Source organism: Burkholderia sp. SIMBA_062, assembly GCF_046534765.1.
Classification (GTDB): Bacteria; Pseudomonadota; Gammaproteobacteria; order Burkholderiales; family Burkholderiaceae; genus Burkholderia; species Burkholderia ambifaria.
The window spans coordinates 71,303-95,442 of the sequence record NZ_JAWRYD010000030.1 but is presented as its reverse complement, the minus strand read 5'-3'; the positions used below and the strand labels follow the sequence as shown (position 1 = coordinate 95,442).

Annotated in this window: 16 protein-coding genes, 3 pseudogenes and 1 riboswitch; of the genes and pseudogenes, 6 read left to right on the top strand and 13 right to left on the bottom strand. The window is 64.1% G+C overall.

Annotated elements, in window-relative coordinates; genetic code table 11:
* On the top strand, positions 1 to 978 hold a 978-nt coding region (locus SB786_RS27290), incomplete at its 5' end, for a collagen-like triple helix repeat-containing protein (RefSeq protein WP_410730199.1).
* A gap of 95 nt (positions 979 to 1,073) precedes the next feature.
* Here SB786_RS27290 and SB786_RS27285 read toward each other — a convergent pair.
* From SB786_RS27285 to SB786_RS27255, 7 genes and pseudogenes are all read right to left on the bottom strand, one after another.
* Positions 1,074 to 1,484: a VOC family protein gene (locus SB786_RS27285; RefSeq protein WP_410730198.1), complete on the bottom strand. Its 411-nt coding sequence runs from the start codon at positions 1,482 to 1,484 to the stop codon at positions 1,074 to 1,076.
* A gap of 63 nt (positions 1,485 to 1,547) precedes the next feature.
* Positions 1,548 to 1,730: pseudogene (locus SB786_RS27280) on the bottom strand (AsnC family transcriptional regulator); the annotation flags it as partial.
* A 217-nt stretch (positions 1,731 to 1,947) separates the two neighbouring features.
* Entirely contained in the window at positions 1,948 to 2,211 is a 264-nt protein-coding gene (locus SB786_RS27275; RefSeq protein ID WP_410730197.1) for a PAAR domain-containing protein, read from the bottom strand.
* A gap of 42 nt (positions 2,212 to 2,253) precedes the next feature.
* Positions 2,254 to 3,792, bottom strand: coding sequence for a DUF6396 domain-containing protein (locus tag SB786_RS27270; RefSeq protein ID WP_410730196.1), 1,539 nt, complete (start codon positions 3,790 to 3,792; stop codon positions 2,254 to 2,256).
* Between the two features lie 127 nt (positions 3,793 to 3,919).
* Entirely contained in the window at positions 3,920 to 5,914 is a 1,995-nt protein-coding gene (locus SB786_RS27265) for a phospholipase D-like domain-containing protein (RefSeq protein ID WP_410730195.1), read from the bottom strand.
* Between the two features lie 35 nt (positions 5,915 to 5,949).
* Positions 5,950 to 8,667, bottom strand: coding sequence for a type VI secretion system Vgr family protein (locus SB786_RS27260; RefSeq protein WP_410730194.1), 2,718 nt, complete (start codon positions 8,665 to 8,667; stop codon positions 5,950 to 5,952).
* A 271-nt stretch (positions 8,668 to 8,938) separates the two neighbouring features.
* Positions 8,939 to 9,400, bottom strand: coding sequence for an Lrp/AsnC family transcriptional regulator (locus SB786_RS27255; RefSeq protein ID WP_410730193.1), 462 nt, complete (start codon positions 9,398 to 9,400; stop codon positions 8,939 to 8,941).
* Positions 9,401 to 9,513: 113 nt separating this feature from the next.
* On the opposite strand from SB786_RS27255, the gene SB786_RS27250 reads away from it, so the two are divergent.
* Positions 9,514 to 10,152 (top strand): LysE family translocator, encoded by a 639-nt coding sequence (locus SB786_RS27250; RefSeq protein WP_410730192.1) that lies wholly within the window; start codon positions 9,514 to 9,516, stop codon positions 10,150 to 10,152.
* 100 nt (positions 10,153 to 10,252) lie between these two features.
* On the opposite strand, the gene SB786_RS27245 is transcribed toward SB786_RS27250, so the two are convergent.
* The 5 genes and pseudogenes from SB786_RS27245 to SB786_RS27225 all read right to left on the bottom strand — a co-directional run.
* Complete coding sequence (locus SB786_RS27245; protein WP_410730191.1) at positions 10,253 to 12,181, bottom strand: TonB-dependent receptor domain-containing protein; 1,929 nt, start codon at positions 12,179 to 12,181, stop codon at positions 10,253 to 10,255.
* 201 nt (positions 12,182 to 12,382) lie between these two features.
* A riboswitch (cobalamin riboswitch) is annotated at positions 12,383 to 12,576 on the bottom strand.
* Positions 12,577 to 12,856: 280 nt separating this feature from the next.
* Complete coding sequence (locus SB786_RS27240) at positions 12,857 to 13,105, bottom strand: hypothetical protein (protein ID WP_410730190.1); 249 nt, start codon at positions 13,103 to 13,105, stop codon at positions 12,857 to 12,859.
* Positions 13,106 to 13,235: 130 nt separating this feature from the next.
* Positions 13,236 to 14,210, bottom strand: coding sequence for a threo-3-hydroxy-L-aspartate ammonia-lyase (locus SB786_RS27235; RefSeq protein ID WP_410730189.1), 975 nt, complete (start codon positions 14,208 to 14,210; stop codon positions 13,236 to 13,238).
* Between the two features lie 58 nt (positions 14,211 to 14,268).
* Entirely contained in the window at positions 14,269 to 14,907 is a 639-nt protein-coding gene (locus tag SB786_RS27230; protein WP_410730188.1) for a transcriptional regulator, read from the bottom strand.
* Between the two features lie 11 nt (positions 14,908 to 14,918).
* Positions 14,919 to 15,113, bottom strand: a pseudogene (locus tag SB786_RS27225) (YbaK/prolyl-tRNA synthetase associated domain-containing protein); the annotation flags it as partial.
* A 385-nt stretch (positions 15,114 to 15,498) separates the two neighbouring features.
* Here SB786_RS27225 and SB786_RS27220 point away from each other — a divergent pair.
* The 3 genes and pseudogenes from SB786_RS27220 to SB786_RS27210 all read left to right on the top strand — a co-directional run bounded on the left by SB786_RS27220 (position 15,499) and on the right by SB786_RS27210 (position 19,844).
* Entirely contained in the window at positions 15,499 to 17,085 is a 1,587-nt protein-coding gene (locus tag SB786_RS27220; RefSeq protein ID WP_410730187.1) for an isocitrate lyase, read from the top strand.
* 140 nt (positions 17,086 to 17,225) lie between these two features.
* Positions 17,226 to 17,453: pseudogene (locus tag SB786_RS27215) on the top strand (SDR family oxidoreductase); the annotation flags it as partial.
* Between the two features lie 525 nt (positions 17,454 to 17,978).
* Positions 17,979 to 19,844, top strand: coding sequence for a phosphoenolpyruvate carboxykinase (GTP) (locus tag SB786_RS27210; protein WP_410730186.1), 1,866 nt, complete (start codon positions 17,979 to 17,981; stop codon positions 19,842 to 19,844).
* 178 nt (positions 19,845 to 20,022) lie between these two features.
* Here the strand turns inward: SB786_RS27210 and SB786_RS27205 are convergent, their stop codons facing one another.
* Positions 20,023 to 21,687, bottom strand: a complete 1,665-nt coding sequence (locus SB786_RS27205) for an acid phosphatase (RefSeq protein WP_410730185.1) — start codon at positions 21,685 to 21,687, stop codon at positions 20,023 to 20,025.
* 429 nt (positions 21,688 to 22,116) lie between these two features.
* Here SB786_RS27205 and ftsH point away from each other — a divergent pair, with 429 nt between their 5' ends.
* Positions 22,117 to 24,084 carry an ATP-dependent zinc metalloprotease FtsH gene (gene ftsH, locus SB786_RS27200; RefSeq protein ID WP_410730184.1) on the top strand — a complete coding sequence of 656 codons (1,968 nt, stop codon included), beginning with the start codon at positions 22,117 to 22,119 and terminating at the stop codon, positions 24,082 to 24,084.
* Positions 24,085 to 24,140: the final 56 nt, after the last annotated feature.

The following is a 24,140-nucleotide window of genomic DNA, read 5'->3' as shown; positions in this document are numbered from 1 at the left end:
GGAACCAGCGGAACCAGCGGAACCAGCGGAACCAGCGGAACCAGCGGAACCAGCGGAACCAGCGGAACCAGCGGAACCAGCGGAACAACGAGCGGCGGTTGGGGCACCAGCGGCGCGCCCGGTACGAACGGCATCGTCAGCACGGTCGGTCAGGTCGTGATGGACGCCGGCACCACGGTCGGCGAGGTGAGTCTGCCGGGTGTCGGCAAGAGCATCACCGCGGGCCCGGGCGCGACGATCACCGGTGTCGGCTCGATCATCCGCGACACGGCGAACGCGGTGAGCGGTGGGATCAGCCAGATCGGCATCACGCCGGACCCGGTCGGCAGGACAGTCACCGGACTCGGCACCGTCGTCAGCGCCACGGGCAATCCCGTCCTGGGCCTGAGCGAGACGGTAAGGGCGCTCGGCGCGGGCCCGCTGTCGCCGCTCGCGCCGATCACGACGCCGGTCGGCGGCCTGCTCGACACGGCCGCCCAAGGGCTGCGGTCGGCGGGCGCCACGGTCGGCTCGACCGTGGCGTCGGGTCCGGTGCAGCAGGCGACCCGGACGGCCGGGTCGGCGATCACGCCGCTCGTGACGACGGCCGGCAGCCTCACCCAACAAGTCGGCACGGCGACCGGCCTCGGCCAGCCGGTCGCCGGCCTGCTCGCGCAGGGCGGCGGGGCGATCACGTCGGCCGGAACGAAGGTGTCGGCGGCCTCGTCACAGCCGGTTGTCGGCGATGTCGGGCAGCTCGTCCGGGCGGTCGGCAATACGGTGACCAACGCCGGCGGTCTCGTGAATCCGAACGGAGCAAATGGCGTCGCGCCGGTTGCAGGCCTGGTGACGAGTGTGGTCGGTGGGATACCGGCGACCGTGCACAACGGTCCCGGCACCGGTGCGACTGGCGTTGCGACGTCGGGCGGTACGAGCAATCCGCTCGCGCCGGTCACGTCGCTCGTCGGCGGCTTGCTCGGCGGAGCCGTCGGCAGGTGACGGGGCCGTACTGATCGTCAGCGCGGCCAACCGGCGCACGGCGCGGCGTCAACGCCATGGCGGCACGAACGAATCGCCGGCGCGAACCGCGCGTGCTAACCCGGCCCGTCACCGGAATCGCGGTCGGGCTCGGCGAAGGTCAGCTCGACGCCATTGCCGGCCGGATCGACGAAAAACAACTGGAGCTGGTTGGTGAGCGGCACGTACCTGCGCGAGTACCGGACCTGCGCACCGGCGAGACGCCGTTCCATGTCGGCGGCGTTTTCGCATGAAAACGCCATATGGTCGAACGTATTGACGACGTGCGATGGCCGCACCTCGCCGGGCCGCGCTTCCGACAGGTGGAGGATTGCCTGTCCCCCTGCATAGAGCCAGTAGCCGTCGCTTTGGAACGGCGGACGATAGCCCGGCTCGAGGCCGACGACGTTCACATAGAAATCGCGTAGCGTATCGAGCGTCGCCCGATCCGCGCGCAGGTTGTAATGATTGAGTCCGATCACTGACATGGGAGGTTGTCCGGTTCGTGCAAGGTGCGCATGGCACAGCATCGCGCGGCGCGGGGCATCGTGTCACCCCCGACCGCCTTTGCTCGCGGCAGCCGGACGCGCGAGCCCGCGCGCCGGCAGCGGCGTCGACATCACGATCGACGTGCGCGTTTCGCCGTACAGGTTGATGCGCTCGATCAGTTGTTCGAGATGCGCCATGCTGACCGCGACGAACCGCATCACGTAGGAATCGGCCGAGGGCACGTTCATGCTGCCCAGACCGAGGAATGTGCCAGGACGCGCGTGTCGCCATGCACGATCGGCATCTTGAATGCCATCGGGCGGGAGAACACGCCCTGCCGAACCTTGCGGGAGTCGAGTGTGACCGACGACAGAGCGACCGTAAACGGGACCCCGTATGCACCGGTGCCGGCCACTCTTTGCTTCTATGCGATTGTTCCGAGGGGAGGCGTTCCTGTTCCGCTCAGGACCACGACACGGTGGTTGAATGACTAACCAACGTGCAGCCGCATGTCACCCGATGTCCATGCAACGCAACCGGAGCGCCACCGATCATACCGTTCGCGTCACCCTCAGCGATCGTCTGCGTTCCATGCTCCTGACATTCGACCGTATCGCCTTTGCGGGCAATCGACTTACCGTCTACCACGTCGGCATTCGAACCTGTCGTAACGGTGCCCCCGTGCGGCGCAAGCGTATCACCCACCACAATGACCTGACGAACCATTTTTTTCCCTCTCGCATATCGCAGCGTGGCTGACCCGTGCGCCTACAAACCAATTGTGTAGATGCCAGGCATACCGGTTTCTACGTTCGGACTGCCTAGGTACGTCCATTGCACATCCGTCATGGCGACATCGAGGAAATTGTCTCCGGCATGCGGAAATGGCTCGTCTTTCTCGACGAACGCTTGACGATCCCATCGATTGTAAAGCGTTGCCATTGGGTGCTCCGCAGCCACGCGACTTTCCCATATTCCAGTTAGCGGGCAACGCTGTTGACCGGTGCATCGGACTTGTGAAGCGGGCTCGGGGACTTCGCGCAGCTGGCCGGTTTCGATCATGTGCTTCATAAAATCGTACCGTTGCGGGGGCAGGGGATAGGCTTCGCCAAGGTAATGCCACTGCACCCGGTCTGCTGCCAGCCAGTCGAATGACGGCGCCCCAAAGCGTTCACCGATTTGATAGCGCTCCGGCGTGTTCTGACGGGCGGGAATCAGGTCGGCCTTGGCGGCCGATGGCGGACCATACAGCGCGAGCCAATAGCCGTCGAGCGGTACCGGATCGTTGCCCGTGACGACCATCGTGCTTTGTTCTCGTGCCGCCACGGCATACCCGCTCGGAATGAATTCGCGACCTTGCAGCGCTGCGCTTTTCTGCGGTTTGGTGGGCGGGGTCACAGCCTTTGCGCCGTCGATCAACGTCTGTACTTTGCCATCCCATTTCGGCAACGGTGCGGGAGGCAACGGCAGTACCTTGTCGAGATTCGGCAACTTCAGGCGGCCCTGATAAAACTCGAGCGCATCCCCAAGCTTGCTGTAACGTTCCGCACGCGCCTTGTCGATATGGCCGACTAGGTTGGTGCCGTCGGTGAGGTCTAGGCCCCGAAACTCCGGTGCCAGACTATGCGCGCATTTGGCACTTCCGAGTTTTACACCGTCGTGCAAAATTTTTAGAGCGCGCGTTTTACCTTCGGAGGTATTGTCCCTCGCGTAAACTAGTCCCAACTCATCGGCCGCATCCCCAAATCCTTGTGCGAAGGCACACTCCAGCATTTGTGTCGCGATAGGCAGATTGCCCCAGAATTCACCGCCCGGGTCGTCATGTGCCGCATCCGTTTTTGTTCCGATAAATGTTTGTGCGGATGGGCTGCCCATATCGGCAGCGCGCTGGAAGAAGGCATAGGCACTGGTGGCATCCCCACCCTTGATCAGCCCATTCTGATGGTAGATGCCCATCATGTCGTAGGCGTCAGGCACGCCCAGTTTCATTGCCTGTTCCACCCAGCGGATGGCGGTTTCCGGATCATGGGTTGGCACCCCCTGACGATCGCTCAATATCAGCGAGGCGATATTAAGCATGGCCTTCCAGTGATTGCGCTCGGCAGCCTGCATGTAGAGTTGATAAATCTTCCCGTAATCTCGCTTGTTGTAATCAATGCTCGGGTTATCAAGCGCCAACGCCTGCTGAAACCACAATTCAGCTTGGGGATCGACAGGCGGTACGTGCTGGTCCTGATACACGCATGTGAAGGTCTTGCGGTGCGGGCTGAACAACGGCAGTTTTTCGTAACGTGGCAGGTCGGACATGGATGCACTCAGCTTGCTGGTCTGTGCTGTAAAAGGGCTAGCCTGCGAATCCGCGGTCAGCACACAGAGGCTGGCGAATAGAAGTCGCAGAACGAGGCCGATGAATTTTGCGTTGGATCGATTCATCTCAGGCAAGGGCCGATGTGTCTGACGTCGACGGAATGGTCACTTGGGCGTGCATCGTGCCTGTGGCGCGGTGATCCTCAAACGGAAGCAGAAAACCCTTGAGCGCTGCTGTCCCGCCTTTCCAGACATTACGATTTTTCGCCATACGTCTGTTCCAATCCTCAAATACGTTAGGAATTTCCTTGAAGTCCCCGCTGCCAGAGATATCACCGCCAGAATGCAGCTTGAATATTCTTTCCCGCAATGGGGCAGCATACTCCAATCCAGTCGCACCAATGTTGATCTCACTATCCGCCGTCATGCTGCGCTGGTTCATGTTCGCGCTTCCTACTGTGATAAATACATCGTCGACGATCATCAGCTTCGAGTGAATGTAGATTTCACGGTAGGCCATATCGTGGCCGGGGATCGGTCCACTTGCACGCAGTCGAGCAATACTGACCTTGATGCCATACGTTGATGCCAATTCCTGCACGCTGGGATGATCAAGAACCTTGATCTCCGAAGTGACTGGACCCACCCCTGTGTCTCGTTTGTACGAAACAGTCTTCGCATCCGGATAGTCTTGAGACCGATGGTTTTCTTTGTCGTAAGTCCGCTGATTGGACATTGCCGGGTTATTCGCTGTCGGATCGCTCGCGCCCAATTCGGTCAGCATGTCATAGGTGCGCGGAATCATTCCGTCATCCTCTGGATGCGGGATGACGATGAACATATACAGGATTCCCATCTCGCTGCTTGGACGTCCCGATTTTTCAGCCCAGGCCTTCCAGTGATCTTGTCGTATCGATTTCAGTTTTTGCGCGAATGTCGGATAGAAGAAATACTGATTCTCCATATAGATATAGTTGCGCGCCCAGGAACTCGCATGAATGTACAGTTCCTTGATCGTCTTATCCTTATCCCGAGGATGGGTACGAACGATCTGCACTGCATGGTTGGCATTTTCAGGAACCTTTTGAATATTGCTCGGTATCTCCGTAAGCTCCGGCATCCGGTGCGTATCAGGGGCGTAGTGATTCCAGTCCAGTGCAAAGTTGTCATACACGCGCTTCAACGCCGGGCCGTACAGGCGGCATGCATAGTCCTGATAGGGGCGGACGTGCTTATAACCCTTTGTAGGTGCTTGATCCAGCGTTGCTTGCTCGTGAGCCTGTTCCGCCTCCAGGGTTTTACTTGCCAGTAGTTCCCGTAGAGGATCATCGATAGCGTGCTTCGTCGTGTCCCAGTAGTCGGTCACGGAGTTCAATCCCATCACATAGCCGACCGCTTTGGAGCCGTTGTTGTAGTCGTAGTCGATCACGATCGGTTTCTGATGGTGGGTCGGATAGTCCGTCATCAGAGGGCGTTCGTTGGTCGGCAAGATGCCGTCTTGCGGTTTGAACTCCTCATCAGCCAGCGCGTGCGCGGCATCCGCCGAATCGACGGAGCGGAAAGTGACCAGCAGGTGCTTGTTCGTTCCGCTGCAATTACCCTTGGGATAGTGCGTCTTCCACCACTCGATGCAGTGTTGCTGGCGATCCTTGCTGTCGTAAGGAGATTTGGACGTACCTACGAGAAAAGCGGGGAGATGGGTAATCGGGTTGTGCCCGGTGTCGGAGTAGCCTGGGACATTGTTCTGTTTGGCCGAGCCCGTCTCGTCGTACCAGACCATCAGCCGCACAGTGACGCCTTTGTTCGCGACTTCTTCAAGCAGTTGGCCATACGTCTGGCCGCGAGGCCATTTCGTTTTACCTTTTTCGCGGATCAGTTCCATGCCTGGGTCGAAGCCCCAACAGCAGAGGTTGACGGAACCTTTCGCGAGCTTCAGGTCATTCGCGATGTTCGCGAATCCTTCTTCACCGCAGACCAGGAATTCGAGGTGGTTTTCATAAGTGATCGGCGCAATATCCTTGCGCTTTTCCAACAACCATTGTGCCGATGACTTTGCTGCTCGGGATTGCTCGTCGATCGCGACGGATGTCGGATTTTGGGATTTCAAGATAGAGTCGGCCATGTTCGCGTCTTCATTGTCAGTGGTTCAAGAGGCGCTTATCCATCCAGCCGTTCGCCTCGGTTGGTACGCTGGTCGGTGTGATCGGGATCGCCATGGAGCGCGTCCTTGACTTTCAGATCAAACTGGCCGCCGTTGGCGAGCTTGACCTGATAGGCCTGCGTACCAGCCTCATGATCTTTCACCACGACGCGTCCGAATTCATCCGTCACACCTTGGCCGATTTTTGCGCCACGCTTGTACAGGTCGTATGGTTCGCTCACGTATTGATGCGCTTCGCCGGGCAGCGCACCCAACGCGAAATGCAACTGCTCCTTCTCTGGTGGCAACGCTGGAATATTCGGAGTGCTAACGCTATCCGGTCCGGTGAACGTGCGACTCGCCGAGTGCACTTCAAAACCGCCCGACGTACCGCTCTTGATCTGCCCGGCTGTCCAGCGGGTATAGCTGCCGCCACCGTTGATTTCAACTTCCTGCTGGGCGCTGATCGTGATTTTATTGGCCGTGACAGTCACGTTGATTTTCGCCAGTAGGTTGATGCTGTCCTTGAGCGCCTTCACATCGATATCGCCTGCGGCTGCAATGAGTCGCATGCCAGCTTCGGCAACGAATAAGCGCAAGGCCCGGCGCGCGCTCGCGAAGAAGCCGCCGCCCGTGCTCACGGAGACGTGCTCACCGGTCGTAACGGCCGTGCTCTTGCCGCTGCTCAGGTGAATTTGTTCCGGCGTACTGGTAGCGACACCGGCAGGGCTCGCCAATACCAGATGCGGCTGCTCGAACTGTTTCAATGTTCCGCCGCCCTGGATGCCTTTCGCCTGCGCTTTCAGTGTGCCGGCAACCGTTTTTTGCTCGCCGTCCTGCGCGCCCGCCGATTGCGCGGACTGCGCGAGGCTCGCGGCGGTGTCCTGAGCGTTTGCCAACTGAAGGTTGACTTCATCGACGCTGAACGCGTCGCCAGTCGCGCCGAGGCGAGGATGAGTCGTCAGCAGGAGCCCGCGTGCGCCGCGCACGGCCGCATTGCCGTCGGTGCGCAGTTCGACTCCTTCGCCGCGTTTTTCCCCGCGACCGGCCGGCTCGCTTACGCGCGTGATATAGCCCGCGTGGAAGCCTGATTCGAGATGGTCACTGCGTATCTGCGTCTGTACTTGCCCTTGGGTGTCGTCCTTCAGCCAGACGTTGTTCTGCACCCCGCCGATTTCCTTGCTGACGAATCCCGATAGCGGGTGCTGGTCGGGTAGGTTCCACTGCGGTCGATTCGTGCCGTTCCCGACGCGGGCCGTGATGATCGGCCGGTCTGGATCGCCATCGAGGAACGAGACGACCGCTTCATCACCGATTCTGGGGAGTTGGATTCCACCGAAGCCGCCGCTTGCCCACGGCTGCGCGACACGCACCCAGCACGAACTGCGTTCGTTGCGTTGGCCGATTCGGTCCCAGTGGAACTGGACCTTCACGCGGCCCAACTCGTCGGTATAGATTTCCTGGCCCCGCGGCCCGACGACGGTTGCCGTCTGCATTTGCATGACGGGCTTGGCGTGTTCGAACGGACTGCGGAAGGGAACGGATTTGCGTTGGGTTTCGATCTCGACCGAATAAAAGCCCGTGGAACCGTCCGGATGAGTGACACTAGCCGTTCCAGTCGCGTTTGCCAGCCAGCCTTGCAGGCTGCCGGGCAAATTCGCATGATGGCTGGATCCCGGCAGATTGTTTTCAATCAACCAAGCGGCTTCGATGACGACGAACTCGCGTCGGGCGGCGGAATCCCGGTCATGCTCCGGGTGCCCCACCAGTTCGAACCATCGTCCGGCATCCACTCCACGCAGGCCGCCCGTGCCATAGAACCGTTTTGCGCGCGACTCCCATTCCTCCATGCGGATTTTGGTCAGGTGCTCGCCGCGATCGTCCTTCAGGTATGTATACGGGCCGGTGTATTCGTAGACTTCTAGTTCCTCCGGCAACTCGTGCGATACCGTGGGCACATGGGTGCCTTTCGGATTGGCGAGCGACGATGGGCTTTTGTAATCAAACGTGCGCGTCGCCAGCACGGCGCTATGCAAGCTTCGCATGCCCGACCAGTGCAGCAGTGCGTCGACCTCGCTGTTCATGCCGTCGTTCGAGAATGACACGGACTGCGGGGCGAGCGGTTCACACGTGTCCAGGCGGTCGCTGATGGTTAGCGTGTGTGCTTTGCCGTCCTCGGCTTGTGCCCAGATACCAAACAGTCCTTCGGCCTCCATCAACCGGTGAACAAAGGTCCAGTCATCCTCGTATTGCGTGCAGTACGAACGCGGCTCAAGCGGTTTCGAAATCGCAAATCGGAACTGGCCTTTCGCCTGGGAATGCGCATTGAAAACATCGGTGAGGATTTCATCGACTGGTTTGTCCTGCCAGATGCGCTGGTCGCGGCGGAATTTAAGGAAATTCATCCACGACGCAAAACGGATCTGATAACTGGTCAATCCGCCTTCTGATCCGAGCCGCCTAACCGAATACACATACCCATGGCGGGGGAGATAGGATCGATTGGCCTGCTGAAGCCAGAGGGTGACCGGGTGACCAATCAACTGCTTCAGCTTGATATTGCTGCTGGTCGACTGGACATCGAGTGTGAACTCAAAATGCCGGCCAATGCGCGACCATCCCGCGACGCGTTGCGGCAACAGCACGTTGGACCCAAGTGGTGTATCGAGCTTGACCAGTCTCTCTTCCTGGATCAAGCCGCCTTGAATCGCCCTCACGATATCCTGCGCGTTCATGTTCCGTCCCTTTTATTTTTTTCGCCCACATATCGTCATTGATTTGACATACGGGACCGGGCGATTCTACAGCTTATTGCCTTGGCGATTGCAGGAAAGCGGAAGGTTCAGAATATCGATTCTCATCTTTGATGCGGTGGGGTCCGCTGAATCCGAATGCTGGTTGCACAAGTAGACAGCGGACCTTGGTCATTGGGGCAAGCGTCGCGGACGCGCGCTGACATGGCATGCTGTTCAGCCGTTTCCCCGGCAAAGTGAAGACTCTCTCGTGTCACCCCCGACCGCCTTTGCTCGCGGCAGCCGGGCGCGCGAGCCCGCGCGCCGGCAGCGGCGTCGACATCACGATCGACGTGCGCGTTTCGCCGTACAGGTTGATGCGCTCGATCAGTTGCTCGAGGTGCGCCATGCTGACCGCGACGAACCGCATCACGTAGGAATCCGCCCCCGTCACGTGATGGCACTGGACCACTTCGGGAATTGTCTCCAGCAGCTTCAGAAACTTCGCCTTCGCCGGCTGCGGCACCGTGATGCCGATCAGCGCGCTCACCGGGTAGCCGGCCGCCGCCGGATTGACCCGCGCCGTGTAGCCCTCGATCACGCCGGCCGATTCGAGGCGCTTCACGCGTTCCGTCACCGCCGGCACCGACAGGTGAACCTGGCGTGCCAACTCCGTGTAGCTGATGCGGCCGTTGGCCTGCAGCAGCGCGAGTACCTTCCAGTCCAGTTCGTCCATCGCGGCGGAGTTTTTAAGGTGAAGCGCCCATTTTTCCTTAAAAACCGCCTTCAGCGGCGACCGGACTTTCCCTACGATGCGGTTGAAGCCACGGATATCGCGAGGAGCCGGCCATGTTGTTCATCAAGTCCGTCGTGATGGGATTGTCGATCGCGGTGCCGGTCGGCCCGATCGGCATGCTGTGCATCCAGCGCAGCCTGAGCCGAGGCTTTCACGCGGGGTTCGCCACGGGCATCGGCGCCGCGTGCGCCGATGCGATCTACGGGCTGCTCGGCGCGGTGGGCGTCGCCGGCATCGTCACCGCGTTTCCGATGCTGACCGTCGCGCTGAAAATCGGCGGCGGCGCGTTCCTCGTGTGGCTGGCCTGGACCATCGCGCGGCAGGCGCCGGCCACATCGGCGGCGCAGCGCGACTTGCCGCGCACGACCGTGCTGCGCGATTTCCTGACGACGTTCGGCCTGACGCTGTCGAATCCGATGACGATCCTGTCGTTCGCCGGGATTTTCGCGGCGCTCGGCCCGCTGACAGGCACGCATCACGATGCGATGGGGCCGACTGTCGCGCTGATGGTCGCCGGCGTGTTCCTCGGTTCCGCGACGTGGTGGCTGTGCCTGAGCAGCGCGACCGCCGCGTTGCGCACGAAGATGCCGCTGACGTTCATGCACGGGCTGTCGCGTGTGTCGGCCGTCGTGATCGCGGTGTTCGGCACGATCCAGTTGATCGCGGGCATCCATGGCATCGTGTGGTCCTGACGCGAATCGCGGTGCGATCGAACGCGACCGCATTCGGCATCCGTGAATCTATCCGCGCCGGCGCCCGCGACCACACGCGCCGATGCGCGGACCGCCCCGATCAGAACGTATAGCTGGCCTTGCCGAACGCGGTGCGGCCGAGCGTGTTGTAGCCGTACGCGGTCACGTACTGACGGTCGAACAGGTTCGACAGCGACGCCGACACCGTCAGGTGCGCATTGATCTTGTACGACGCGCGCAGATTCACGGTCAGGTACGACGGCAGATACGTGGCGTTGGCCGGGTCGTCGAACGTCGTGCCGCCGTAGTTCAACGATGCGCCGGTGCTCAGTGCATGCAGGTGCAGTTCGTCCCACGTGTGATCGATGTTCACGCTGAGCGTGTGGCGCGGCCGGCGGTTGAGCCAGCTGTCGTTGGTTTCGTCCTGCGGATTCAGGATCCCCACCGCGATGCTCACCGGCGTCGTGCGGCCGATCGTGCCCTTGTACGACAGGTCGATGCCGCGGATATGCGCGCGGCCGATGTTCATCGGCGAGAACGTCGCCGGGTTGTACGCGATCAGGTTGTTGACGCGCGTGTCGTAGATCGCGGCGCTGAACGTGCCGTACGCCGTGTTCGCGTCGAGCCCGGCTTCGACCGAATCGCTGCGCTCCGGATTCAGGTTCGGATTGCCGTAACCGGGGTAGTACAGGTCGTTGAACGTGGGCAGGCGGAACGCATTGCCGTACGACACGCGCGCCGTATAGACCGGCGTGATCGCCCACGACAACGCGGCGTTGCCGGTGTTCACGGCTTTCCCCGCGATGATCTCGTGACGGCCAGCGACGAACATCGTCACGCTGCCGAGCGTCGCCGACTGATGCAGCGAGAACGCGGAATCGTTGCGCGTGGGCACGCCGTCCGGCACGTCGATCGGCAGGAATGCCTGCTCGCGCGTGAAGTCGTATGCGACCTTCGTCTCGCCAGACAGCGGCAGGCCGAACAGGTGGAGGCCGTGCGTCTGATGGGTCAGCGACGTCGACGAACTGATGCGCTGCGAGTCGATCCGGTCGGTCCGGATGGCGGGGTCGCTCGCATACAGGAACTGGCGATCGTTCGCATAACCGAACGACTGGTCGAACTGCGTGTCGGGCGTGATGTCGAGATGGAACGCGATGCCGGTCGTCAGCTGATGATCGAGCTCGCGGTTCGCAAAGCCGGCGTTGTCATAGGACAGATCGGAGCGGTGATACAGCGCGAACGTCGAGATCGACCAGTTCTCGCGCGCGTAGCCGACGCGCGCATCGAGATCCTGCGCGTGATACGGATTGCGGCCGTCCTCGTGGTACGGCAGCACGGGCCGCGTCGCGTCGATGCCGGCGGTGTTGTACGCGTGCAGGCCGAGCGAGTAGGTGAGTCCGCCGAGCGCGGCCAGCGGCCCCGTCGACGGCACGGTGCCCGACGTGCGCAACTGCGTGTCGAAGGTCTTGTTCGAGCCGCCGCCGAACGACACTGTCGTCCGGTTGGGCTGGCCGGTGGCGCGCCGCGTGAACAACTGCACGACGCCGCCCATCGCGTTCGCGCCGAACGATGCGGCGGCCGGCCCCGAAATCACTTCGACGCGCTCGAACGCTTCGGTCGGCAGGTCGGCCCATGGCGCGATGCCGGTGGTCGGCGAGCCGATCCGGATGCCGTCGATGAACACCGCGACCTGGCTGGCCGACGAGCCGCGGATGCTGACCGACGCGGAGGAGCCGGGGCCGCCGGTCTGCGAGACGGTCACGCCCGGCAGCATCGCGAGCGCCTGCGTGATGCTCGGCTCGCTCGGCGACAGCCGGTCGAGATCGGCGCGCGTGAGCACCTGCGTCGTCGCATAGCGCTGGTCGAACGATTCGGGCAGGTGCCGCGTGTCGGTCACGGCGATGGTCGGCAGGTCGGTGCCGTCCGCGGGCTGGCGCGGGTCCGGGAGCGCTGTGTCGCCGGCGGCGTGGGCTATCGGGGAGAGCAGCGCGGTGGCGGCGGACGTGGCGAGAAGATGGCGAAGATTCATGAGGCGGCGAGCGTGAGCGTGTTGCAGGTACGGCGAGAGCGCGCGAAGACGCCGCGCATGACGGCGGCGCGACGCCTCCGGCGTGGAAGCGGATGCGGAAAGATTGGACATCTGAAGGGTCCTGAGGTCGGGCCGTCCATGCAACGGGGCGACCGCCAACGGCGGTGCCGGCGCATCGGGACACCCCGCCCGGTGCGGCTGCTTGGACCTCGGGTCGATGGCAGGTCTCCTGGCTCGCGGGTCGTCATTCGCGCCGGCCTTCCCGGTTTCCCAGTGGCGTGTGGTGGCGCGGATTCGCCGCTTACAGTTGCGGGGGCAGCCGCAGATTCGAGGCGCTGCCTCTCCTGCGTTCCCTTTTGATCCCGTTCCCGGGAACCATCAGCGCGCAAGCGTAATGGCGAGCGCTCCGGCGCGTCAATCGTCGGCGGCCGACGGGAGGCGAAAAAACGTCAGTGTTCGCCGAATGCTTTCGAAGTCCTTTCTTTCGACGCACTCGAACCGCCTTCACGTCTGATGAAACGGAGCGTCGGCGGCGCTGCATGATTTCGCAACCGGAGACGATCGACGGCGCGCTGCAGCGGTGCACGGCGGCCATCCTTGCGGCACGCGACCGGTCGCTGCCGTCGTTGTGAGGTCGTGATGCGGGCCGGCCGTCCGACGCGGCCGGCTCACGTTTTACATATGCGAGCCGGAGCGCGTGCGGCCGCTGGGATCGCCGCCGCGATCGGGCGGCGTATTGTTCTGATCGATCTTCGCGAGCACGAAGCCGGCGGGCGGCAGCGCGGCGGGCGAACGGTGGGTGGCTTGCGCGCCGGGGCGTTGCGGCGACGCGGCGGGAAGACCGGATGACGTAACGCCCGGTTGAGCGAGCGCCGAAAGGGAGGCTGCCGCGAGGGCGGCGGCGACGATCGCGTGCATGTTCATGACGACTCCTTCTTCACGACAGACTGCGGGACACCTAATCAGTCTAGGGCGCGAAACTTAACGCGCCGTGAAGGAGCGGCGGCACGCGGATGAAAGGATATTCATCCCGATCATCCGCGCGCCGCGACGGTCATGCGGATGCGGACACCAGCGCGCAGAAGTTCTCGAGATCGACGTTGCCGCCGCTGATCACGATGCCGACGCGCTTGCCCTTCAGTTCGTCCTTCATCCGGCGCGCGGCCGCGAACGACAGGCAGCCGGTCGGCTCGACGACAATCTTCATACGGGTTGCGAAGAAGCGCATGCAGTCGACCAGCTCGGCGTCGGTCGCGGTCAGGATGTCGTCGACGTCGCGCCGCAGGATCGGGAACGTCAGGTTGCCGAGGTGCTGCGTCTGCGCGCCGTCGGCAATCGTGCGCGGCGTGTCGATATGGACGATCGAGCCGGACCGGAACGACTGCTGGCCGTCGTTGCCGGCTTCCGGCTCGACGCCGTACAGCTTCGCGTGCGGCGACAGCGCGCGCGTCGCGAGCGCCGTGCCCGACAGCAGGCCGCCGCCGCCGAGCGGCGTGAACACCGCGTCGAGCGGCCCGACCTCGTCGAACAGTTCCTTTGCCGCCGTACCCTGGCCCGCGATCACGTCCGCATGGTCGTACGGCGGGACCAGCGTGAGCCCGTGTTTGTCCGCCAGCTCGCGGCCGATCTGCTCGCGGTCCTCGGTATAGCGGTCGTAGGTCACGACGTTGCCGCCGTAGCCGCGCGTCGCGGCCATCTTCGCGGCCGGCGCGTCCTGCGGCATCACGATCGTCGCCGGAATGCCGAGGATGCGCGCCGACAGCGCGATCGCCTGCGCATGGTTGCCGGACGAGAACGCGACGACGCCGTTGCGGCGCTGCGTCGCGTCGAAGCGCGACAGCGCGTTGAATGCGCCGCGGAACTTGAATGCGCCCATGCACTGCAGGTTCTCGCACTTGAAGAACACCTGCGCGCCGAGCGCTTCGTCGATCGTGCGCGACATCATCACGGGCGTGCGGTGCGCGTGGCCTTCGAGCCGTGCCGCGGCGGCCGCGACGTCGTCGTAGGTGGGGAGGGTCGGAGTGTTCATGAGTCGCTCGTCGGAAGGTCGGTCAATGGGTCAGCAGGGCGCGCCTGCACATCACGCATCATTTCGCATCGTTGTAGACGGTGGCGCGCGACACGCCGAGGTGCTGCGACACGATTTCCATCGCGCGGCGCACCTCGAGGAAGCCGTCCGCCTTCAGCGCGTGCAGCAGCTCGCGGCGCTGGTCGGTTTTCAGCTCGCGCGGCGTGGTCGCGAGGCGCGTCGCGAACGCATCGATGCGCTGCCGGATCGCGTCCGCGCCGGCCGGGTCGAGCGTGTCGGCGACGGGTTCGCCTTCGGTGCTGCAGAACTGGTTCAGCATGCCCTGGAAGCCGCGGAACAGCGTGACGTCCGCGTTCAGGCACAGCGCGGCCACGTAGCGGCCGCTCGAATCCTTGATGCCGATCGACGTGCTTTTCGCGGTGCGGCCGTCGGCGAAGCGGTTCGCGTAGTTCGCGAGCACCTGCGGGTAATCGTCGTCCGCGATGCGGGCGAGCCCGAGTTCGGTCGCCGGATCGCCGACCGCGCGGCCCGACAGGTTGTTGTGGATCGCGAGGATCGCGTGTTCCGGCGTGCGCAGGTCGTGCACGACGACCTCGGTGAACGGCGCGAACATCGCGCCGAGCCCTTCGGCGATGCGCAGCACCTGCTCGATCAGCGATGCCTGCTCCGGTTGCGGTCGGGGGCGGCGCGCGGTCATGCGTTGGCCTGCAGCGCGAGGGCGGTGGCGTCGCCGCCGTCCTTGAACGTGCAGAGCATCGCCTTCGCGCCCTGTTCGGGACGCGTGCCGCGAATCGCGGCGATCACGTCGGATTTGCCTTCGGCCGGGTGATCCAGCACGCGGAACCGCGCGCCGGAGGTCGTCAGCAGTTCGCACAGCGCGTCGAAAACGGGGGAGTCGCTCATGTCGTTCTGGGGAGAGGGGCGCGTTCGGCGCCATCGATGGATTGTCCAAGTATAGACGTTTTGTCATGCGCATGGCAAAAAGCCCGGAGCACGCATCGCCCTGTCTGTCGTCGCACCAACAGCCGAAAGGCCGTTTCATATCGCGGAACGCCGGTCGAATTTCCGGCGCGTGGCCGTCCCGCCGCTTGAAAGCTGGTTTTGCATCGCAAAAACGCGCGCTTATCTCATTGAAAAACAAGCAAAATTTATATCTTATGTCTTATATAAGACTTCACCGGCAGCGAAGCGGGCGGCGTTACCATTAAGTCCATGCAGTTCGCTTCGTCACACGGAGCGGGCACGCTGAACCCTTTACTCAATTGCGCTTCGTTCCCAGGAGATAGACATGTCCCAATATCAAGACGACATCAAGGCAGTGGCTGGTTTGAAGGAGAAGCAAGGCAGCGCGTGGAATGCCATCAATCCGGAATCCGCTGCCCGCATGCGTGCCCAGAACAAGTTCAAGACGGGCCTCGACATCGCCCGCTACACCGCGAAGATCATGCGCGCCGACATGGCCGCGTACGATGCCGACCCGACCAAGTACACGCAGTCGCTGGGTTGCTGGCACGGCTTCATCGGCCAGCAGAAGATGATCTCCATCAAGAAGCACTTCAACAGCACCGAACGCCGTTACCTGTACCTGTCGGGCTGGATGGTCGCCGCGCTGCGTTCGGAGTTCGGCCCGCTGCCGGACCAGTCGATGCACGAAAAGACCTCGGTCAGCGCGCTGATCCGCGAGCTGTACACGTTCCTGCGCCAGGCCGACGCCCGTGAGCTGGGCGGTCTGTTCCGCGAGCTGGATGCGGCCAAGGATGCGGCTGCCAAGGCCGCGATCCAGGAAAAGATCGACAACCACGTGACGCACGTCGTGCCGATCATCGCCGACATCGACGCGGGTTTCGGCAATGCCGAAGCAACGTACCTGCTGGCCAAGCAGTTCATCGAAGCGGGCGCATGCTGCATCCAGATCGAGAATCAGGTGTCCGACGAAAAGCAGTGCGGCCACCAGGACGGCAAGGTCACGGTGCCGCACGAGGACTTCCTCGCGAAGATCCGCGCGATCCGCTACGCGTTTCTGGAACTGGGCGTGGACGACGGCATCATCGTCGCCCGCACCGACTCGCTCGGCGCCGGCCTGACCAAGCAGATCGCCGTGACCAATACGCCGGGCGACCTGGGCGACCAGTACAACGCGTTCCTCGACTGCGAAGAGCTGTCGGCCGACCAGCTCGGCAACGGTGACGTCGTCATCAAGCGCGACGGCAAGCTGCTGCGTCCGAAGCGCCTGCCGAGCAACCTGTTCCAGTTCCGCTCGGGCACGGGCGAAGCGCGTTGCGTGCTGGATTGCATCACGTCGCTGCAGAACGGCGCCGACCTGCTGTGGATCGAAACCGAAAAGCCGCACATCGCGCAGATCGGCGGCATGGTCAGCGAAATCCGCAAGGTGATCCCGAATGCGAAGCTGGTGTACAACAACAGCCCGTCGTTCAACTGGACGCTGAACTTCCGTCAGCAGGTGTATGACGCGATGAAGGCCGCGGGCAAGGACGTGTCGGCATACGACCGCGCGCAACTGATGAGCGTCGAGTACGACCAGACCGAACTGGCCGCGCTCGCCGACGAGAAGATCCGCACGTTCCAGGCCGATGCATCGCGTGAAGCAGGCATCTTCCATCACCTGATCACGCTGCCGACGTACCACACGGCTGCGCTGTCGACCGACAACCTCGCGAAGGAATACTTCGGCGACCAGGGCATGCTCGGTTACGTGGCCGGCGTGCAGCGCAAGGAAATCCGCCAGGGCATCGCGTGCGTCAAGCACCAGAACATGTCCGGCTCGGATATCGGCGACGACCACAAGGAATACTTCAGCGGCGACGCGGCGCTGAAGGCAGCGGGCAAGGACAACACGATGAACCAGTTCTCGTAATCGTCGAACTCGCGGCACGACGCCAACCCGTTTAGCGCGGGTTGGCGTTTTTTTTATCCACGCACCGCCTTCACGACGTACGGGCTCGTCGGCACCACATCGATCTCGTCGCAATCGATGAAGCGTCCGCAGTTGTCCATCATCCGGGCGAGGCAATGTCGAACCCGACCGGCGCACCGCTCGACGAGGTCAACGAGCACGACACGCACGTGCCGCTGCAACGCGTCGGTTTGCCTGATGAAATCGTGCGTGCGGCGCTGTTCCTCGCGAGCGACGAAGCGTCGTACTGCAACGGCGCCGAGCTGGCCGTCGACGGCGGGATGGCGGCGGCCGCGTATTACCCCGGATTGCCGGGCGCGCCGCTTTGAGCGGTGGCGCACACAACGCGTTCGCGACGGATGTTTGTGTGCGCAACCTAATTCAGGGTTTGCCTGAGTAGCGAAAACACCAATTCGGCGCGCGCCCGTTCGGGGCACCGCATGCGAATGCGTCGCGCCGATTTTTTCGCGTTCGCGAAACCCTTGCCGGACGGACTTTTCCAGCCGTTTCATCCCCAAGGCCCACGCGTGGCGCAATAAAAGGGACCGGCCGACAAGCGGCATGCCGGCGCGTCGACACAATTGTTTCTTGTTGCAACGCAACGCCCGGCCAATAACGGCGATGGTATGCTGGCCGGCATGGAGTTGTACGGCAGGTTGCTGGCATGGCGAAACTCGCGTTCGCACGCTCATACGAGACATCACATTCTCTCGCCCGCATCGCGGCATCGACACGCGCTCCGCTCGCGCGTCCCGCCTTGCGCGTCGCTTCAACCTGCGCTCCGACCGCATTCCCTCATCTCGCGGGCTCGCCCCGCATCCCCGATCCCCTTCCAATAATCTGGAGACATGTCCATGTCGCATAACACCTTGGCCGAAGCGACGCACAGCCCGCTGATCGCTCCCCCGGCTTTCGTCAAGCATCGCAAACTGATCGAGTGGGTGTCGCGCATCGCGGCGCTCACGGAGCCCGAACGCGTCGTGTGGTGCGACGGCTCGCAGGAGGAAAACGATGCGCTGTGCCAGGCGATGGTCGACCAGGGCACGCTCACGCGCCTGAACCCGGCGAAGCGCCCGAACTCGTATCTCGCGCAATCCGATCCGTCGGACGTCGCGCGCGTGGAGGATCGCACGTTCATCTGCACGCCATCGCCCGATGACGTGGGCCCGACCAACAACTGGATCGCGCCGGAAGAAATGCGCGAGACGCTGAACGGGTTGTTCCGCGGCGCGATGCGCGGCCGCACGCTGTACGTCGTGCCGTTCTCGATGGGCCCGCTCGGCTCGCCCATCGCGCATATCGGCGTCGAGCTGTCCGACAGCCCGTACGTGGTCGTGAACATGCGGATCATGACGCGCATGGGCCGCGAGGTCTATGACGTGCTCGGCGAGGACGGCGATTTTGTGCCGTGCGTGCACAGCGTCGGCCATCCGCTGGACGCGGGTCAGAAGGACGTGCGGTGGCCGTGCAACCCGGTCAAGTACATCGTGCATTTCCCCGAGACGCGCGAGATCTGGAGCTTCGGTTCCGGCTATGGCGGCAACGCGCTGCTCGGCAAGAAATGCTTCGCGCTGCGCATTGCGTCGACGATGGGCCGCGACCAGGGCTGGCTCGCCGAACACATGCTGATCCTCGGCGTGACGTCGCCGGCCGGCAAGAAGTATCACGTCGCGGCAGCGTTCCCGTCCGCGTGCGGCAAGACCAACTTCGCGATGCTGATTCCGCCGCAGGGCTTCGACGGCTGGAAGGTCACGACGATCGGCGACGACATCGCGTGGCTGAAGCCCGGCCGCGACGGCCGCCTGTATGCGATCAACCCGGAAGCCGGCTTCTTCGGCGTCGCGCCGGGCACCGGCGTGAAGACCAATCCGAACGCGATCTCGACGCTGAAGGAAAACGTGATCTTCACGAACGTCGCGCTGACGGAAGACGGCGACGTGTGGTGGGAAGGCCTGACCGACACGCCGCCCGCGAAGCTGACCGACTGGCAAGGCAACCCGTGGACGCCGGAGACGGCCAGGGAAACAGGCCGCAAGGCCGCGCATCCGAACTCGCGCTTCACGGCGCCGGCATCGCAATGCCCGTCGATCGACGCGGACTGGGAGGACCCGGCCGGCGTGCCGATCGACGCGTTCATCTTCGGCGGACGTCGCTCGACCACCGTGCCGCTCGTGACCGAAGCGCGCGATTGGGTCGAAGGCGTGTACATGGCCGCGACGATGGGCTCGGAGACGACCGCCGCGGCCGTCGGCCAGCAAGGCATCGTGCGCCGCGACCCGTTCGCGATGCTGCCATTCTGCGGCTACAACGTGAGCGATTATTTCGCGCACTGGCTGAAGCTCGGCAAGCAGCTCGAAGGCGCGCGCGCGACGCTGCCGAAGATCTACTGCGTGAACTGGTTCCGCAAGGACGCGAACGGCAAGTTCGTGTGGCCCGGCTTCGGCGAGAACATGCGTGTGCTGAAATGGATGCTCGATCGCCTCGAAGGCAACGGCGGCGGCAGCGAACATGCATTCGGCGTGTCGCCGGCCTATGACGACCTGCACTGGGACGGGCTCGACTTCACGCGCGAGCAATTCGACGCGGTGACGTCGATGAACGCCGACGAATGGCGCGAGGAGCTCAAGCTGCATGCGGCGCTGTTCGACATGCTGAAGCTGCGCCTGCCGACCGAGCTGACCGACACGATGAAGAAGATCGAGCAGCGCATCGGCGGCTGACGAGCCGCCTCGACAAAGACGTTGCCGAATCGACGTCCCGCCGCCGGCATGCGTTGTCGGCGGCGGGACGTCGTCGTTTGCGCCGCGTTTTCAGCTTGGCGTGTACGTTAAAAGTGCGCTTACGCGCCGCACTGCGCGACCACTTCGTCGACCGCGCGCTGCACGTCGCCGCGGATCGTCAGCCGAGATCGAGCGCGTTCGTCAGGTCGCCCGGCGGCGTGGCGCCGCGCGCCGCGAACGCCTTGTCGCGCGCGGCGACGCCGTCGAGCGGCGCGAGCCCGTGCACACGGCTGATGAAGCGCAGGATCGAGTTCGTGTCGTACATCGTATGATCGACATAGCCCTTCTTCGCGAACGGCGAGATCACGAGCGCCGGAATTCGCGAGCCGGGGCCCCAGCGATCGCCCGCCGGCGGCGCGACGTGATCCCACCAGCCGCCGTTCTCGTCGTGCGTCATCACGATCACGGTGTTCGCCCATTGCGGGCCGCGCCGGATGTGCTCGATCACGTTCGCGATATGGCGATCGCCCGATTCGACGTCCGCATAGCCCGCGTGCATGTTCAGGTTGCCCTGCGGCTTGTAGAACGCGACGGCCGGCAGGCGGCCCGCGTCGATGTCGGCGATGAAGCGGTTGGTCGACGGCTCGTCGCCGACGCCGGCGTCGCGCAGGTGCTTGCGCCGCGCGTCGGTGCCCGGCGCGTAGTTCGCGAAGTAGTTGAACGGCTGGTGGTGGTACTGGAAATCGGGAACCATGCCCGTGTCGCGGTGCTCGAGTGCGTACTGCCATGCGCCGCTGTACCACGCCCAGTCGACGTTCTTTTCCGACAGGCGGTCGCCGATCGTCGCATGGGCTTGCGGCGGGATCACGCGATGGTCGGCCGGATCCGCATACGCGGCGTTGCCCGGATCGGCCGGCGGCACGTAGCTCGGTTGATACGGCGGCGCCATCGTGTTGACGCCGTAGCCGTCGGGCGTCAGCGGGCCGTCGGCCGCGAACTTCGGCGGGCCGTCGAGCGCGGACGCCGGCGAATCGGCGGCGAGCGTCAGCCGCGTGCCGGCCGGATCGTCGCCGTCGACCTTCGACAGCAGCTTGGCCGCGTGCGGATGCTTGTGCGCGTCCGGATAGATCGGCGGCTGCGCGGAAATCAGGAACATATGATTCAGCCACGAGCCGCCGAAGGCCGCCATGAAGAAGTTGTCGCACAGCGTGTATTGCCGCGCGAGGTTGTACAGCCGCAGCGTGTCGGCGGAATTGCGGTAATGGCCCATCACGAGGCCGCCTGAATCGGCCCACGCGGCGAACTGGTTGTTGCGGCCGCCCGCGATCTGCATCTGGTTCTGGTAGAAGCGATGCCACAGGTCGCGCGTGATCACGCCGTTCGGCAGCGGCATGCCCTGTGCGTCCGAAATCCGGAACGGCGCGTTCGGCAGCTTGTCGATGTCACGCTCCGCGATCGCGTAGCGCTTGCCGTCCACCTCCTGCGCCTGCGGCACGAGCCCGCCCCAGATCTTCGGCAGCACCGGCAGCGGCGTCTTGCCGTCGCGATCGAGCTGCCGCGCCTCTTCGGGCCGCACTTCGCTCAGCGGATGGCGCACGCCGGGGAAGTCGCCGTACAGGTTCGAGAAGCTGCGGTTCTCCGCATAGATCACGACGATGTGGCGCACCTGCCGGCGCAGCGCGTCGTCGATCCGCAGGTCGGCGGCCGAGCGCGGAGCGCTGCCCGGCGTCGTCTCGCAGCCGCCGAGCGCGACGCCCGCGCCGAGCGCGGCGAGGCCGCCGAGCATGCGGCGGCGGTCGGGATCAACGGGAAGGTCGTCGGGGCGATCGGGGGTGTCGTTCACGTCGTGTGCTCCTCGAATGGGCGGTTGTTGTTCGTTGCGCGGCAGCGTCGCACAGGCTGGCCGCGACGCGGGACGGGACGCAACAGCCGGCATCGCACTCGGCGGGGAATGCGCGGGGCGAGACCGGTTGTCACAAAAATGTCACGAACGCGACTATAACGCGGCCGGCGGCATGGATGAAAGGCGTTTGTCGGACGATGCGAGACGCCTGCGCGCGAACTAGACTGGAATCACGGACGGCGCGCTTCGGCGCGATCTCCGCGCGAACGCTGCCACGCGGCGCGTTCGCGGTGTCTTTCATGCGACGAAACGAGGCGACGATGGCGCGGATGCGTTCCGTGTGTGCGTGGCTGCCGCTGCCGCGCGCCCGCGGGGCGCGCGGGTACGCGTAAGCGCGCGCCGCACGGCGCGACCGGCCGGCCCGATGCCATGGACAGGAAATTCGACTACGCAGGATTACTGATCGCGGCGGGTTTCTTCGTGCTGTTCGCCGCGCAGTTGCTGATGCTGCGCCCGGAGGCGACGATGATCGCGTACAGCGATTTCCATCGGCTCGTCGCCGCGCGGCTCGTCGACGATCTCGAGATCGGTTCGACGTCGATCGTGGGCACGCTGAAGATGCCGCAGGCCGGCGCGATGCTGCCGGCATCCGAAGTCGCGGCCGTGAAGTCGGGCGGCACGCCGCCGCGCTTCGCCACCAACCGCGTGACCGACCCGCAGCTGATCGACGCGCTGAGCGCGGCCGGCATCCGCTTTCATGGCGCGTCCGACACCGGCTGGATCACGTCGCTCGCGTCGTGGCTGGTGCCGCTCGTGGCGTTCGTGTTCATTTGGAACCTGATGCTGCGCAAGCGCGGCGGCCTGCAGGACTTCACCGGGATGGGCAAGAGCCGCGCACGCGTGTACGTGCAGCAAGAAACCGGCATCACGTTCGACGACATCGCGGGCATCGACGAAGCGAAGGCCGAGCTGCAGCAACTCGTCGCGTTCCTGCGCAACCCCGACCGCTACCAGCGGCTCGGCGGCAAGATCCCGAAGGGCGTGCTCGTGGTCGGCGCGCCCGGCACCGGCAAGACGCTGCTCGCGCGCGCGGTGGCCGGCGAGGCGGCCGTGCCGTTCTTCTCGATCAGCGGCTCGGCGTTCGTCGAGATGTTCGTCGGCGTGGGCGCCGCGCGCGTGCGCGACCTGTTCGAGCAGGCGCAGCAGAAGGCGCCGTGCATCGTGTTCGTCGACGAGCTCGATGCGCTCGGCAAGGTGCGCGGCGTCGGCCCGATGTCGGGCAACGACGAGCGCGAGCAGACGCTCAACCAGCTGCTCGTCGAGATGGACGGCTTCCAGGCCGGCTCGGGCGTGATCATCATGGCCGCGACCAACCGGCCTGAGATTCTCGATCCGGCGCTGCTGCGCCCGGGCCGCTTCGACCGTCACATCGCGATCGACCGGCCCGACGTGAACGGCCGTCGCCAGATCCTCGGCGTGCACGTGAAGCGCGTGAAGCTCGCGGACGAAGTCGACCTCGGCGAACTCGCATCGCGCACGCCGGGTTTCGTCGGCGCCGATCTCGCGAACGTCGTCAACGAGGCCGCGCTGCATGCGGCCGACCTCGGCAAGCCGGCGATCGGGATGGACGACTTCGACGAAGCGATCGATCGCGCGATGACGGGCCTCGAGCGCAAGAGCCGCGTGATGAACGCACAGGAAAAGCTGACGATCGCGTATCACGAAGCCGGCCATGCGCTCGTCGCGGAAAGCCGCGCGTATTGCGACCCGGTGAAGAAGGTGTCGATCATTCCGCGCGGCGTGGCCGCGCTCGGCTATACGCAGCAGGTGCCGACCGAGGATCGCTACGTTCTGCGGCGCAGCGAGCTGCTCGATCGCATCGATGCGCTGCTCGGCGGCCGCGTCGCGGAAGAACTCGTGTTCGGCGACGTGTCGACGGGCGCGCAGAACGATCTCGAACGCGCGACCGCGATGGCGCGCCACATGGTCATGCAGTACGGGATGAGCGAGAAGATCGGGCTGGTGAGTTTCGACGACGGCGAAGCGCGCAGCGGCATACCGGGCGCATGGCATGCGGGCGACGGCCGCTGCAGCGAGCACACCGCGCGGGTGATCGACGACGAAGTGCATACGCTGCTGACCGATGCGCATGCGCGCGTCGCGGCGACACTCGGCGAACGTCGCGACGCACTCGAGCGGATCGCGCGATGGCTGCTCGCGTGCGAGGTGCTCGAACGCGATGCGTTGCAGGCGCTGATCGAAGGGCGCGAGGTGCCTGCGTCCGAGCCTTCCACGACCGATTGCGGGCCGTGCACGGGCGCGAATCCGCCGGGGCAGGCGTCGGCGGTCGAGCACGATTTCGTCGCATGCGGGCCGCCGCGCGAACCCGAGCGCTGAAGCGCGGATCGCTGGCGCAGCCGGCGAGCGGGTGCACGCATTCCAATCTCGGTGGC

What these genes read in the sequence shown, in the direction of transcription:
- SB786_RS27255 (WP_410730193.1), bottom strand. Translation starts at nt 9,400, where the DNA reads ATGGACGAACTGGACTGGAAGGTACTCGCGCTGCTGCAGGCCAACGGC.
- SB786_RS27285 (WP_410730198.1), bottom strand. Translation starts at nt 1,484, where the DNA reads ATGTCAGTGATCGGACTCAATCATTACAACCTGCGCGCGGATCGGGCG.
- SB786_RS27245 (WP_410730191.1), bottom strand. Translation starts at nt 12,181, where the DNA reads ATGAATCTTCGCCATCTTCTCGCCACGTCCGCCGCCACCGCGCTGCTC.
- SB786_RS27270 (WP_410730196.1), bottom strand. Translation starts at nt 3,792, where the DNA reads ATGTCCGACCTGCCACGTTACGAAAAACTGCCGTTGTTCAGCCCGCAC.
- SB786_RS27220 (WP_410730187.1), top strand. Translation starts at nt 15,499, where the DNA reads ATGTCCCAATATCAAGACGACATCAAGGCAGTGGCTGGTTTGAAGGAG.
- SB786_RS27265 (WP_410730195.1), bottom strand. Translation starts at nt 5,914, where the DNA reads ATGGCCGACTCTATCTTGAAATCCCAAAATCCGACATCCGTCGCGATC.
- SB786_RS27230 (WP_410730188.1), bottom strand. Translation starts at nt 14,907, where the DNA reads ATGACCGCGCGCCGCCCCCGACCGCAACCGGAGCAGGCATCGCTGATC.
- SB786_RS27250 (WP_410730192.1), top strand. Translation starts at nt 9,514, where the DNA reads ATGTTGTTCATCAAGTCCGTCGTGATGGGATTGTCGATCGCGGTGCCG.
- SB786_RS27275 (WP_410730197.1), bottom strand. Translation starts at nt 2,211, where the DNA reads ATGGTTCGTCAGGTCATTGTGGTGGGTGATACGCTTGCGCCGCACGGG.
- SB786_RS27235 (WP_410730189.1), bottom strand. Translation starts at nt 14,210, where the DNA reads ATGAACACTCCGACCCTCCCCACCTACGACGACGTCGCGGCCGCCGCG.
- SB786_RS27240 (WP_410730190.1), bottom strand. Translation starts at nt 13,105, where the DNA reads ATGAACATGCACGCGATCGTCGCCGCCGCCCTCGCGGCAGCCTCCCTT.
- SB786_RS27260 (WP_410730194.1), bottom strand. Translation starts at nt 8,667, where the DNA reads ATGAACGCGCAGGATATCGTGAGGGCGATTCAAGGCGGCTTGATCCAG.
- SB786_RS27210 (WP_410730186.1), top strand. Translation starts at nt 17,979, where the DNA reads ATGTCGCATAACACCTTGGCCGAAGCGACGCACAGCCCGCTGATCGCT.
- ftsH (WP_410730184.1), top strand. Translation starts at nt 22,117, where the DNA reads ATGGACAGGAAATTCGACTACGCAGGATTACTGATCGCGGCGGGTTTC.